The sequence below is a fragment of the Nocardia sp. NPDC023852 genome, from assembly GCF_040639505.1.
Classification (GTDB): Bacteria; Actinomycetota; Actinomycetes; order Mycobacteriales; family Mycobacteriaceae; genus Nocardia.
The window spans coordinates 130,426-145,747 of record NZ_JBFAAB010000007.1 but is presented as its reverse complement, the minus strand read 5'-3'; the positions used below and the strand labels follow the sequence as shown (position 1 = coordinate 145,747).

At 65.4% G+C, this 15,322-nt stretch carries 1 protein-coding gene (cut by both window edges); it reads left to right on the top strand.

This entire window lies inside a single protein-coding gene on the top strand: locus AB0H00_RS14330, encoding a glycerophosphodiester phosphodiesterase family protein (RefSeq protein WP_357265723.1). The 123,276-nt coding sequence extends 73,479 nt beyond the window's left edge and 34,475 nt beyond its right edge, so the window shows coding positions 73,480-88,801, spanning codon 24,494 (complete) through codon 29,601 (partial); the first complete codon in view begins at position 1. Both codon boundaries (start and stop) fall beyond the window edges.

The following is a 15,322-nucleotide window of genomic DNA, read 5'->3' as shown; positions in this document are numbered from 1 at the left end:
TTCCGAGACGGGACGGTTGGCTCGAGCGACCATCAGGTCACCAACCGGGGTACGGGTGCGACGGTGCGAGTATCCGACCTCAGCGGCCACATGATCGAACGCTACGGTTTCTACCAAGGGAGGGGAACCTCATACCGCACCCCGCCCGAGCAGATCATCGCCACCTTCGGACACCTGCTCGAACGGGTCGACGGCGGGCTGGAACGAGTACAACAAGTAGCGGCCGAGGTGAACGCGCGCTACGGATGGCCGCCCCCTGAGGGGCAGGGCGCCTACAAAGATGACCGGGAGCGGCAGCCCGAGTTGGTGCTCGAGCACGGGATCTCCGCGTCCGAAGACGATGAAGTGGGCTCCGACGAGAGTGACGACGAGCCTTCGCTCGCCAGCCCAGGGCTTGGGAGTCCCGGCGACTCCGCCCCGGCCGCTGGCCCAACCCTGCATCTACCTCCCGACGGATTCGTTGCTCAGGGTGACGAGTTCCTCTGGTCGCATCTCCAGCCTGCGGTTGAGTCCGAGTCGGCGGACGAGCCGGCAGCGGTATCGGACGGGATCGTCGAGATCACCGGGGCCGAAGACGTTCACGCTCTGCGGGGTGAAGTCTCCGGAATCGCCGTGACCATCACCAACGATCGCGATATCGAACTGGCGTCGAGTGCGGTGAAAGCGATAGTTGGTCATTTGCCGCCCGCCGGTATCGCCCAGTTGGACATGATGATCGAGCAAGCGTTGCTGGACGCGTTGGCGCACTCGCGCGACAACGTGCGCTTGGTTGTGCGAGTGGATCGTGTCGAGTGGGCTCCGTGGGCGCAGGTAGAGGTGCTCGCCAACCGCCGGAGAGGTTCGGACAGCTGGGATGTGCCGTTCATCCGAGCGTTGTCCAGCAGTTCAATGGCCGAGGAACACCTGCGCCCGGGAGCCGAACGGTGGAGCCACCGTTTGACTTTCGATTTCCATGCCGATCACGTATCCGAAGAATTTCGGACGGTTCTGAATGGTCTGCGAGAAGGTTCCGGGGACAGCGGCGCCGAGCGGACTCGGGCGCTCAGCGAACGACTGTCGCGGCACGGTGGGTTCACCGCATACGGGTTGGAAGCGATCGACGATGCGGCGTTCGAGGACTTCGCGCGGGCTGCCGATGACATGTGGACCCGGCACTCGTACGGGTTCACGCGGATCGTGCAAGTGGTCCCGTACTATCACGTTCCCGACTTGTCGCTGCATCGCGTGATGGTCCCCTCGGAATGGATCCTGGCGATACCCCGCGTCGGTCACGCGTACCGCGACACCGTCGAAAGTTTTGCCCGTTTGATCGATCAGATCGGCGGTACTTCCAAATCCGACGATGTCGGCCGCTTGCTCCAATCCCATTTCCGGCAGGAGTATTTGAGCGGTCTGGATCTGGATCTCGGTGAGCTGGCCGACGATGTCTACCGCGATTGGGTGCGCCGGGAGTTCGGTCCGCGCAGCATCGACGATCAGGGCGAGGTCGTCCCCTCTGCGGTGCTGGTCACCGCATTCGCCGATGTGGAGACCACTGCGGAACCTTCGGGCCTGAAACGAAGACTGCACCGTCTGATGGCCGACCGGGCGCGGCGCATGACCGAGTCAGGTGGGGAGTCGGGCAATGCCGGATGGACGACTCCGTCCGGTGAACAGGCAGGGTTGCCGGCGTCGGATAGTTTGTCAGCGTCGATCGGCGAAGGTACTTCCGATCCGGATACGCGTGTGGCGGACACGTCGGTGGATGGTGGTCTGCCCAGCTTCGATTACGTGCCGCCGGACCCGGTGGCGCCATCCGTGCCTGTCGCACGTCCCGGTTCGGGAAGTGTCTTCATGCAAGAACCCTCGGCCAGCGCGGTTGCCCCATTTTCGGCGGTGACACCTCCCACGGCGCATGAATACCAACCGATGACCGATGAAAAGCTGCGTACGTGGCTCGACGAAGCATCCCGCGATGATGCGTTCGCGGTATCCGTCCGGGATGGGCACGCCGTGGGCGTGCGTAATGGGCAACAGGAATTCGAGGCCGCCGGGCGCCTGGAAGTGGGCGACCTTTTGGCCGAGTGGTTGGCCGACCCGCAGCGCGATGTCGACCCCGATATCAATCGTGCGATTTCGACGATCGTGGCACAGGCGTTGGAGGGAGGTGATGCGACAGTTCGGGTGTGGCAGGACGGAAATACGGTGCGCGCCGCAGTATTCGATACGGCGGGTAAAGGTGTCGAGCTCACTATGTCCGTCGACGAGGGGAGGCATCACTGGAAGAGCGTCTGGAAGCTGAGTCGTGGCATCGACGACCCGATGGGCCGCTTCCTCGCCGGTGATCAGCTGGTGTCGGGTTTCCTCGGCGGAGATTCGCGGGGGTGGGGGTGGCGGAACAAGACGCAGGTCCGCCGCATCCAGGACCAGCTGAAGGATCTGGATCGCGCCCACGAGTTCAAGATCACCGCGATGCTTACCGGCCCGGCACCTGAACCCGAAGACCGGATCGGCCAGCGGGTATTCGTGCTTGCCGTCGAGGACGAGGAGATCAGCGGCGCCCCGGAGACGACGACGTTCGTGGAGTCGGATCGGGACGGCGGTTCCGACCGGCCTGACGACACGGTTCCCGGCCCGGGACCGGACGGGGATGGCCGCGCCCTATTCCTGGATCGGACCCGGACGCTGGGCACTCATCCGGGTACCGGCGCCGGTGGCTATTCCGGCGCACCCGGTGACATCCCCCGGATCGTGCGGAAACATAGAGGACTGCAAGGGACTTCGACGCACACGCGGGCCGCTGGTGCGCAGACCGGTACGTCCGCCGCGGACGTGATAGATGGTGGCGCCGAGTACCTCATTGATGCGGCGGGTCCGCAGGCGGAAGATCAAACCCCGAACGCCACCGAAATCGATGCGACGCTCCACTCCGATATCCAGACCGGCACCCAGCCGACCGACCACGCATCGCACACTGGTCTGCGGGCGGTCGACCGTTACCGATTCTTCTCGCCTGCCGCCAGGTCCGCGACCGATGCCGAAGCGCGCGAGGCTGAGCTGGACGAGTGGCTGACCGAGATCGAATTCGACGGTCCGCGCTCGGCCGTTATCGCACTTGCCCGCAACGTGATCGACAGCGGCTACCGTCTCGATATCACGGCGACGGGTAAGCCGGGCAGCCAGACGATAGAGGTCCGGGCGATCAGCGTGCACGGTGGTTTTGAGCGGACAGCCACCCGCATCGAGCCGAACGGTACGGTCCATTTCGAGGTCGACTTCCAGTTCGACCACGACGGGGTGGAGCGTGTCGCCGGGGCCCAGCTGCGGACGATCGGGGACGATTGGCCCGCGGATGTGGTCGATGAAGCGCTGGAATTCATGAACGACGTCGCCGGTCGCCTTCGCGATGCGGGGTCCAGCGGAAGTGTCACCGTGCTGGTGACCGACTCCCAGATGAAGGTCACCGCGGCCGAGAACCGGCCGGACGAGGAGGAGTTCCCGGAGTCGACGCAGCAGCCGCGTCCCGAGTGGATGCCGCATTCCTTCCGTTCGTATCCGTCCGGTGACCGGTGGGCGGTTACCTGGAACCGGGCGGATTTGGGGCCGGTTCAGGACGCGCACTTGTTGTTGGAGGACGGCAACGGCGCGAATGTGTGTCTGGTTTCGGAGTTGGATTTCCTTACGGAGAAAGGCTTGTCGCAGTATCTGCGTAAGCGGTGGTCGGATGCGGGTACGCGGGCGAAGCTGGATAGTGCGGCCGCTCATGATCGGGGTGTTACGTTCCCGACGGCTTCGGATGCGCTGGGTGCCGATATTGCTCGCGGTGGTGCGATTTTGCTGTCGGATATCGCCGAGCAGGTGCGTGATGGTGGTTTCTCACTAATCGCGGTGCAAAATCGCGACGCGCCGAAGGGTGAAGCAGAGTGGCATGTTTTCACGCTGTATCGAGGTGTCGACGGTAAGCCGTGGATTCACGAGCTGATCTTCCCTGTCGACGACGAGGGGCGTCGGCTCGAGGGGCCGCCGTTGTTGCGTCACGAGGAATTCGACGAACGCAAGCACTACGCCGGTGCGAAGGGCTATCACTGGAATTTCGATGCCTCGGGCAACCCGACGGATCCGATTCCTCCCGGCAAGTTGCCAGCGCTGGTGTCGGACCGTGAATTTCCGGTCTCCGGTCGCATCGGCACCCCACCCAACCCATCCCGCCGCGCTGACGATCCCGTCCCCGCTAGTGGTCCGGCGCCCGGTCATGAGGCCTCTGTGCGCTTGATCGGTCCGGTGGTGCAGGACGTGGCGATTCGGGCGGGCCGATACGACGTCGTGGCGCCGGTGGTCGGTGCGGACGGGGTGTCAGCGGCTGCGGACTCGGGTGCAGCGAAAGTACGTGTCCGCGTGGGCTTTGCCGAAGACGGGCAGCTGGTTGCGGTGTATGCGCCGGAGGGCGTGTCGCTGAGCGAGTCGGTGGCGTCCGGTGTGGAGGTCGTGCCGCTGTCCGAGGTGGTTGGGCAGGTGGCGGCGGCCGCGCAGCCGGTGACATTGGATCTGTGGCTGGATACCGATCCCGCGTCGGATGTCGACCAGGTGTCCGAGTTCCTCGAGGCCGCCATAGCAGAGGTGTTGGAATCTGATGTGCGTTTTCAGGTTTCGAGCTTCGACCGGAGGGTGTGGGCGAACGCTCCGGACGGTGTCGATGTGGTCGCGCTGGTCGGGTCGGAGTCTGGGGCGGATGCCGTGGCGGCGGCCTGTGCCGCGGGGGTGAGCGCCTTGTCGGTGAGCCGTGGGACGGTGGAACCGTCGGTGTTGTTTGCCGCCGCGGGCGTTCCGGTGGAGGCGCGGATTCCGGTCGAGGTGCGGTTCGACGCTGACGCTGATCCGAGCGTCGGTGATATCTGCGAGTTGATGGCGCAGGGTGTGTCCGGATTCCAGACCGCGCATCCCGATCGTATCGTCAAAGCAGCAGTGGATTTCATGCCATCTCAGGTCGCTGCGACACCCGCCGAATCCGACGGCCCCGTCGAGTCCGTCCACCTGAACGACATGGCGCTAGCAGCTGATTCGCGGCCTGCCGAGTACGTCGTGCGTGTCGCCTCCGCCGCAGCGCGGCCGTTGGAGAAGGCCGCTCGGAGCCTGGCCGGTAGCGGTGCGACGCTGGTGGTGGATCTGGCGGTCGGCCCAGGGCCGGTTGATGCCGACACGCTGGTGGAAACTGTTCTGGCGGTGGTCAACCGGCACGATCTGCGCGTCCGATTGGAGAGTAGCAACCCCGACGTTCTCCGGGCCGCCGCCAGATTGGCCCCGCAGATCGCTCGGGGACTCATTGTGTCGGTGCGCGAAGGCATCTCGGCCCGATCGGTACTGCGGAGAGTCGGGGACGCCGAGGCCACACTGCTTGTCGTCGACAAGGCGACGACGGAGTCGGTGGATGCCCTGGTGCGGGCGGCCGAGGCCAAGGGGATACCAGTGATCGCGATCGCCCCGCGCTCGGACGCATCCGGCCAGGAACTGGCGGGTCTGGTGACGATCCCGGGCCTCTACGGTGTGCGCGCGCGGCATCCGGGTGATGTCGCTCAGGCCCGCCTCGAGCACCCGTCGGTTCGCGGAGGTCATGATCAGGCGTCGGTCGCGGGGGTGGGTCTGGCGACGATACGGCGGCACCTGTCGACGCTGCCGACGGTGCTGCAAGTCGTGGTCACGCACCGGTTCCTGCGCGGATTGACGGTGCGGGAGACAGCCCGAGAGATGGGCATCTCGCAATCCATGGTCACCGGGTTCGAGCGAAGTGCGGTGCGAAACCTCCTTTCGGCGGCCGGCGGCACTCGGTCCGCTGGTCCGGACCTGTCGTCCCCGTACCGGATCGTTATTCGAGACCGGGTGTGGACCAGCAGTGCCCGCAGGACGATTCTGCTGAACGTCCGCGAAAGGCTCCGGGCTGTAGGAAGATTCGACGCCGAAGCCATCGAGGCGATCGCGCTCGCCGCTCATCGCCTGGTGTTCGGGGCGGTGCTCGGCACGGTCGACGACCGTGACCTCACTATCGCGGTCTTCGGAGACCGTGTCCGCGTGGCGCTGGCAACCCGAGAACCGTTGCCCGTGAACATGACCGGAGCAGCACCCGCCTGGACTCACACCCTCGACTCCGCGACGTCGAGATGGGGCATCGAACGGCACGACACCGGAGACCACCACCGCGAGACGGCGTGGTTCGAGGTGGAGCCGGCGGCAGAGCCGGACAGCTATGCGGGATGGCTGCGGGAGCTGAGTAGCCGGGCCGATGCTGATGAGGTGATGTCCGCGCTGACAAAGGCGTGGGATTTCTTGCGGCCTGCTGCAGATGGAGCTGAGGTATCCGCCTCGCAGCCCGAATCCGAGTCGCAGGACGAATTCAAGTCACAGAGCAGGTACGATCCGAGTCGCGAGTATGACGCGATCATCCTGCCCGGAAGCGACGATATCGGCGGCGCGGCTGTGCTCGCCAACTTTCTCCGAGATCTTATTTCGTCCAACCCGGAACTCCGCGATACCCCCGTGGTGTTCTCCGGTTATCGAGGTGAGGCCGAAAGATTCGAACTCGCCGCGGAGCAAATGGGCCTGAATCCTGAAGTGATTATCGTGGAGCCGAATGCCACGAACACTCGGGAAAATGCGCTGAATTCTGTCGATAAGCTGAATGAGCGGCGCAAGGAACTGGAACTTCCTGGGCCCGTAAAATCCGTCATTGCCGTCTGCGCACCGCAACATGCGCGGCGTATGTGGTCGACGATGATGACGGATCAGTGGGCTCCAGGGGTCGAACACGTCGCCGTGGTCACGGCTCAGGTGCCAGTGGACGTGTACCTCAGGTACGGACTGCGCACCGACCCCGACACGGCCACCGATCCGAATGAGATCGCGGTCGCGATCGTGAACGAAATAAGGGGGCTGCTGGAGAATCCGCAGGATGGCCACATTATTGAACAAAGCGTACCGGGCGATGTGAAAGCGGCATTCGGCTTCCTGAGTGCGATATTCCCGCGGGTGTATGAATCCGAGGTGCGGGCGCTGGTTCAGGAATCCCTCGGCATGGGGGAGCTGGCCGAAAATGTCATCGCCGATATCTTCACGCGGGTGGAGAAGCAGGTCGCCGGTATCTACGCGCGGGCGGGGCAGAAGGGGCTCGAGACCCGGCGCGACTGGTGGTTGCCCGGTCGTTTGGCGCCGTCCGTTGTCGCGGAATACTCGCAGCGGTTCGACGCGTGGTGGCAGCTGTATGAAGACGACGTGCAGGCGCTGATCAAGAAGAGCCTCGGTACGGGGCGGATCGCCTGGGAAACCGATGCCGATATCCACGCCCAGGCAATGAATCGGCTCGAAAGTCTGGACGACCGGCAACGCGGCGAGTGGTTGCTTCGGTTCGCGCCGTATGTCGTCCGGGCGAACGAACGGGCTCGCGACTTCGGTTGGTGGGCCCAACAGGTATTCGGGCACTGGGCCGTCGGGCTCGATACCGTGGCTGCCCCGGAGTGGGCGCGCGCATTGGACCAGCTCGACCCGCATGCTCGTTTCCTGGTGGAAAAGTTGTTCTGGCATCGTGAGCAGGGCAGGCTGATCGGGGACGAGCAGATCGCCGAGGCGGCGCCCGCCGTTCGCCGGGTAGTGGCGTTGCTGGCGTCGACCGGTGGGGTTCCGGCGGTCACCGGAGCCGATCAGCGTGTCGCGGACTTTCTTCCCGCCTATCGGCGGGCCGCGGCGACCATTGCGTCCGCGCCCCACGCACGAGGCGATGGCCGTACGGATCCGGCCGGTTCGGTCTCCGACGTCGTCGGATCGGATCTTGTTGGACCACAAGACCTTCTCGACGGCACGGCTGCGCAGTTGGCCGATCGTCGGGAGCGTTTGCGGGCGGCGTCCGCCGAGGCGCAAGCCAAGGCTGACCGCCTGCTCGAATCCCACGAGAGTTTGCTCGCCACGTTCGCGGGGACGCCGGGATTCACACAGATGTGCGAGACCGCGCGTCAGCTGCATGATGTCTTCGCCTCGTTGGCCTTGGTGTCCGGGACGGATTTCGCGGCGCGCCGGGCAGCGCTGGAACAGCAGCTCGGTGTGCTGGTCGCGATGGCACAGGAGTCGGGCATCGACCTGGCGGCCCTCGGACGTGCGGCGGCGTCAATGGGGACGGACGACATTGCGGCACTGAGCGATTGGCATTCCGATGCGGAGTCGACGAGCCTCATGGAGCGAGTGATCGCACTGCGGGCATCGCAGTTGCGGTTGCAGCAGGCGCAGGCACAGGCGCGAGACCTCGCGGATCGCCTTGCGCGGGTGGAGGCGCTCGAAACTGCCCGTGCGGCGTACTTCGACCGATCGAGCAAAGACGTCAGCATCGTTCCGCGGCCGCACAGCGGGAGCCCGCGAATGGGCTTCGACGGCGCACGAACCAGCGGGAACAGCGAAGAAGGAATCTGGCGGGGGCGGCAAGAAGATCTGCCGGAATTGGATAGCTGGTTCGCCGGACTTCCCATCGACGAGGCGACGGGCGAGCGGCAGTTCGCCGATGTGGCAGCCCGGGTGCGGCGGTTGGTGGCCGACGCCCTGCGGATCGGCGACGGGTGGGCGTCGGCTCGGGTGGCCGATGGGGTTTTGATCGTCGAGGTCGCGGCCTACGAGGGCGACGCGGATGCGACCATCGAGGTATTCGGTTCCGCGGACGAGCGAGGACTGGCGGTGACATCCACGGTGCGAGGGGCCGAGCGCCTGGAGTGGACCCTGTTCTTCGGCCCCGGCATTGCCGACTGGATGATGCGGCGCTGGTCGAATCCGGCGCGGATCGCCGAGGCCGAGGCCTACGCCGACAGATTCGTCGACCGCAGGGATATCCGCGAGATGACGATGGTGTGGCAGTCCTCCGGTCCGGCCGGGTCGCGGGACGTGACACTGCAGGTGATCGGTCGGACCGAAGCGACACAGCGGACGCTTGATCGGCCCCGTCTGTTGTCCGATTTGCACGCCGATGAACGGACCGCCGACGAGCCCCTGCTGCGCTCAGCACCCGCAGGACGGTCACGCCCCGAGGTGATCGCGGACATGCTCGCCTATGACGACCCGGATCCCGACGATGCCGACCGCGGTCCGGACAGCACGGATACCCCGCACGGCAGTAGCCGCGGGGAAGAGGTGATAACCAGCGATCCTGAGCCGTCCAGTGCAGAGTCGGAGGTGCCGGACGCCATCGAATCCGGTCGCTTTGTTCAGCTGCTCGCGCAGGCGGGCGAGCGCGTGCGGCAGGTGGTGCCGGTACTTGTGGCGCTCGCGATGGCCGATGGACGGTTGCGGACCGAGGTGCATGAGCTGCCCGGCGGTGGCTGCCGGATCGATATTCTCCTGCCGTCGTCGGACGGCCGAACGGCGTCTATGCAGGTGTCGGTCACCGACGTCGACGGCGCGCCCCGGATCACGGCCGTAGCGCAGGTGGCAGAGGGCGACCGGACTGGTCTGGATATCGTCGCGGACTGGCTGCGGGTGCTCACTGGGCGGGAACCGGTGGCCCCGGTACCGGGTATCGACGGCGTGCCCATTTTGGATGGGGAACCAGGTCACCGGTGGGACGAGCCGACCGCGCGGGAGATGGATCGGCAACTCGACCTGTGGGAACCGGCGCTACAGGTCGGCGATATGAAGTTGACCGTCGAGTTCGATGGTGAACCGGGTTGCCAGACTGCTGCGATCCAGCGCGGAATTAATGCCCGCACCCTCCGGTTGGAGTACCGGGAACCGGACGAGTCCGGACCGGGTTCGCCGAAGGATGACCAGGGCCGGCTGGTTCCGTTCCGACGCGACGAGTTCGTCTGGACCGGTCGGCTGTCGAAGGTGCGATTGCCCGGGTTCGGTACCCGCCTGCGCGATCTTGTCGCCGAGAACGGACTGGTCTCCGAGGCCGACCATGCAGACGTGATACCGCTGTTGATAGATGAGATCCTCGACGCCCATGGCCCGGTGCCAAAGGACACGGAGGTGCGGATTTCCAGCACCGTGACAGGTGTTCCGGGCGATCTTCGGCTGCGGATCGTCATCGAGCGGCTCAGTGGTGCGGATGTCGTCGCCACCACGGTGGTAGACGCTGTTCCCGTACCGGACCAGAGGATCTTCGAACTGTGGCGGCAGGAGAACCTGCCGACCGACTCACCAGCGCGGCCGAATCACTCAGCTGATGCTGTTGTCCTCGCCCCCGAAGGTAGTTCGGAGGCCACCGCCCCGTACGCGGCGCCGGTGTCCGGGCGCGGGTCAGGGACGGACGAAAGTGTCGAGTTCACGCGCGTTGCCGGCACGATGCCCACCGCGAACCGTCTGCGCGACGACCTCGCCCAAGCCATGCCACCCGAAACAGACCAGGCGGCGATCCAGGCAGCCGCTCGGCAAGTGCAGCGAATACTCGAGTCCTTCGATGTCCGTACCGAACTGAGTGTCGCTCTCTCGATCACCGATACGACCGCCGGGCCGGCATTGGTGATACAGGTTGACGACGCGGGTGCCGTCGACCACCGGCCACGGGTATTGCGCGACGGCGCGGATGTCATCGGAGTCGACGGCGGTCTGCGCTACACGGTACGGATTCCGTTGTCGGACATCGGCTCCGCCGACACACCCCGTCGTCCGCGGCTGGGTGATCTGTTCGGGCGCGGCCCCTATCGGCGCAGCCATGATGGCAGCGGGCATCGTCCGGCGGGTGGGTCTCGTCGCGAATCCAACGAGCCTTCGTCAGCCTTCTCAACAGATGCAGCACGACCCGGCGACGGCGACGACCCGATCGGCGCCACCGGGGATCCTGCTGGGGCGCACGCCGACACTTCGTCACCGGCGACAGCGCATCTTGGTGGTCGCTCGACGGTCGAGAATGACGAAGAACAAGCGAGTGACCGCGAGCAGGACGAACCGGCTACCCAGGGCAACTCCGGTGTGATGGACCGTGCCTTGCCGTGGGCGATGTTCGCCCTCGGGGTGGACATGTTGAGCGATGACTTGCTTCCGCCCGAACAGGACTATCTGTACGACACCACATCGCCTTACGTTCATCCGGAGGCCGAACACACCTTCGCCCATTCGCAGTGCTACCGACTGGCCTCGGCGATGAACCGGATCACCGGCTGGCCCATCGTGGTCCTCGAGGGGCCGCGTCAATCGGATGAGACTTATGGGCCGGTGCACGCCGCCGTGCGGACCCCGGACGGCTACCTGCTCGACATCACCGGCCGCAACAGCGATGACACGCTCATGGCCCGCTATGGGGCGCAAGAGCAGGAGGTGTTGGACGCGCCCGGGCTGTTGCCGGCGATGGTGGAAGGCCGCACGGACGAGGCCATCGATGATTACTGGTGGATAAATGATTTCAAAGATTTCGATGCGGATGAAGAAGTAACCGCTTCGGAAGGACTGGCATGGATCGAGCTCGTAATCCACCATGCCCGGCTATTGTTGCGGGACAACGACTATGGCGAATTCGCTGCCGCGCTGTCGGCGGATTCGGAACTGTCGAGGCGAATCCAGGCCCGGCGCGACGAGCTCGGGCCGGCGAGCCAGGAGCTGCTCGACCAGATCGCTGCAGAGGAACGAGCCCACCGGTTGGGCAAGGCGCGGCAGGAATTGGTCGGGAAACTGCAGCGGGCGCTGATCGAGCTGGTCAAGCAGTATGGCTCCAAAGATCGTGTTTTCCAGAGGTACCGGAACACGTACCTCGCCGAGCGCCCCAAAGACGAAGAACTATTGGGAATCGGCCCCGAAGCGCCCGCCCAGCTAGCACAATTGCAGGCCGCCCGGCGCGCCCAGCGCGGTGGGATCGGTCGGGTGATGGGCTACCTGACCGGTCGGGCAAAAACCTGGCGCCAGGATGTGCTGCTGGACTATATGGCGGAAGTTCTTTGCTATCGCGAGGAATGGGCCGACGATGTGAACGGGCTCATCAAATTTGTCGGGGACAGCAATCTGATGGGCGAGGAACCGCCTTCGGAAGCCGAGTTGGACGCGGCATTGTGGGAGGTCGCGGGCTACATCGAGAAGTTCCACCACTGGCTTCCGCCGCAACCGAACACGGCGGGATCGGCGATCACCGTGCACCTGGCAGGCCCGAGGCCGAAGCCGTGCTTCGTAGACTCCGGGGTGCGGGTGTGGGAAGCGGTGGGTGCCGTGCCGCCTTCGGCCCTGGCCGATTTCGATCCCGGATTGGCGGGCACCGAGCCTGGCGACGGCGCCCAGCGGATGGCCGCGGGATGGCATCGAGAAGACTTGACTCCGGAGCAGATCCGGCAGCACATCGAGGACAACGGTGGCGCGGCGTTGATGGGTGTGACCTATATCGGGATCACCGAGCTCACCGGATTCGGGCACGCGGTCGCGGTGTTCAAAAACGAGCACGGCACCGTGGTGGTGGAAGAAGACGGCGAGCAGATCGAATTCCGCACCTGGCTGGAGACGCGGCGCGCGGTGATCGACCAGGCTTTCGCGATCTTCGTGAACCAGGACGGTACCGCAGCGGACGAGGTACTGGCCGATGGGGAGGTGTTCGTCCCCGAAGGTTTGCGGGGTGTGTACCTCGGTGTCGAGGTGGGTGCCGGTGGTCCGAGAGATGGTCGGCGGGGGGATGAGCCCGACGGTACCGAGTCGGATCCGGCGCAAGCCCACATTCTGGATGAGTTGGGGCAGCCGGTGCCGTCCGAGGTCCTGGGTCGATTTGTGGATCTTTTGCCTCGCATTGTGGTTTTGCCTCGCAGCCACGCCGAGGTAGCGCGACGACGACTCCTGGTTCCGGTAGCGCGACGACGATTCCTGGCGGGGGAGTCGGTCGAGGAGATCGCGGCGGTATTGCAGATTTCGGTCCCCACAGTGCGGGAACTGGCGCGTGTCGCGGCACGACAACTCGAATCCATGTACACCGCAGACCGGATGATGCCGTCCGGGGTGCCGCGGACCGCGCTGTTGAAGGTGATCGCGGCGGTGTCGGAGGGCGCCGACCACGCCCAAGTCGACCCGGACGTGGTCGGTGGCACGCTACAGGTGGATTGCGTCGATGGTGACACGCGCGCGTGGCAGGTGGTGGGCAAGCCGCGGCAGTGGGGTGCGTGGCTCGGGGTCGAGTTAGGGGTGGGGCTGCCCGCGTCGCAGCGGGTCGAACTGGGCGGCAAGGTGATGGACGGTCTGCGGGAGGTCTTCGGTGACCTCCCGCATCCGGCCACGGAGTGGATGCAGAAGATAGTGAAGGCGGTGGGGCCCGCGGAGCCGGTGCGGGTCGACGTCTCAGGTCGGTCGGATGCGGAGTTGATGACCGTCCATGCCGGGGAAGTGGGCTCGGCTCATGCGATCCGGCTGGAGATCGACCCGCACACCGGCCGGGTCGATTTCGGCGCGACAGTGGGCGGCGGGCTGGCCATCCACGACATGGTGGCGCTGATCCAGTCGGTGGTGGTTTCGGCGTCGGGCCGTCATGCGGCACCGGATGTGGTGGCGAAATGGTTGTCGGCGGCGCTGTCGGATGGTTCGCGGGTGAAGATAGCGATATCCGACCGCAACGAGGTGCTGGTCCAGCTGTTCGACAACCACGAAAGCAGCTCGTGGCACACGCTGACGGTGGCGGGCGGCCGATGGCACGCCGAGTGGAATTCCACCCGCAGTGTCGACAGCGACCGGATTCGTACTGTCGCTCACCAGCAGCTGACCGGCGTGGGGATCGACGAATGGCGCGGCGGCGCCGTCCTGGACGACCTCGACAATCCGGAGAACCTGTTCCGGCGGCTGTTCGATGCTGAGGCGGCGAGCGGTCGCCCTGTCACGGCGGCGCTGTTTTTCGGAGACTCCGGCACAGCGACGGTGGGCATGGCCGGCAGTGATCTCCGGATCGAGTGCCGTGAGCCGCGTACCTCGCTGGTCGAGCAGATTCTCGACGATATAGAGGCGACGAAAGAAACGTTACTCGACGCTCAGCAGATGCTGGACGCGGTGGCCAAGGCGCAGGGCGGCAGCAGACTGAAACAGTTCACGGCAGCGATTCAGCGCAGCCCGGAACTCGGCTCTACCGGGGCGGCGGTTCATCGGCTGCCGATCGAGATACTCCGTAGCCACTGGCTCAACGAATTCGCCGTAACAGTGGACAGCTCAGGACTGGAGCCTGAGCAGATCGATGCTTGGGGTGAAAGCGAACTCGATATCTTGATCGAGGCACTGGGTGTCGATGACCCCGACCGGCTCAGCGGCGATTATCTGCCCAGGTTACGCAATCGCGAGGTGCGCGCGATCCTCGAGCTGCGGCACCTGGAACTGACTGTCGCCCGGTTGAACGCTGAAGTTCTCGCGCTCTACCTCGATCTGGACCGGCTTGACCAAGAACCCGCGGTCAAGGCCGTCGCCGAGCGGCTGGGTGTGGAATGGACGCGCTACCGGGACCCGGCCACCGGCTGGTATGGGTGGGGCCGTGTCAAGCAGGATCGGGCCCGGGACGGTGACACCGAATTCGATCCCGAGATGGAGGCCTTGCTGGCCCGCATCGTGGAAGCGACCGAGGACGGCGCGGCAGCCGCGACGCTGACCCGGCAGCGGGCCTTCGAGCAGCTCGACTGCGTCGTCGAGGTAATCACATTCGGCGGGGACGTGGCGCAGACCGACCTGGAATCCGAGGGCGCGAGCACACCGCTGCACACTCTGCTGGAGTTGTTCCGGGACAAGGCCGCCACCCCCGGTTTCCTCGCGACCGCCGTGGGTGGGGACTGGCATCGCGGCGGCTTGTCGCCCGAAGAGGCCGTGGCCTTGGTCCGCGACTACGGCGACCGCGTGTATCTGGCCATCCAGAAACCAGGTGCGCGGGCAGCGCACACGGTGCTGCTGTACCGGGATGCCGATGGTGGTGTGCGCTGGCACGACAAGGTTCAGGGCCGGGTCCGTGACGAGCCTGTCGCGGCGGATGGGTCGCTACCGTCGGCGTGGTTCCCGCCGGGAACCCAGACCTTCGGCATCGTCGTGGACGCCAACGGCTGGCGCGAGATCCCCAAGGGCAGTGACGGACTACCGCCGGAAGAGAGCAGCGTTCTGCTGCGTGCCGACGGGATTCCCGCGCAGGGGTACGGGGTCCACCTGGACGACGGAGGGGTCTCGACCGCGAGGCCCGGCGTGGATTGCCCGAACGTTATCGTGGAAGCGACCGGCACGGAGTGGCAGATCGATGTCATCGACCGCGATAAGATTCCGGCCTTGGTGAAATACGTCACTCGCTGGCAAGAATTGCGGAAATCCCAGCTGGAAAGCATATATTCGACGCACACCTATGCGGGCGGACCCCGAAACAAGCGGTATCAGGCCCAGCGTAAGTGTTTGGACTTCTTCATGA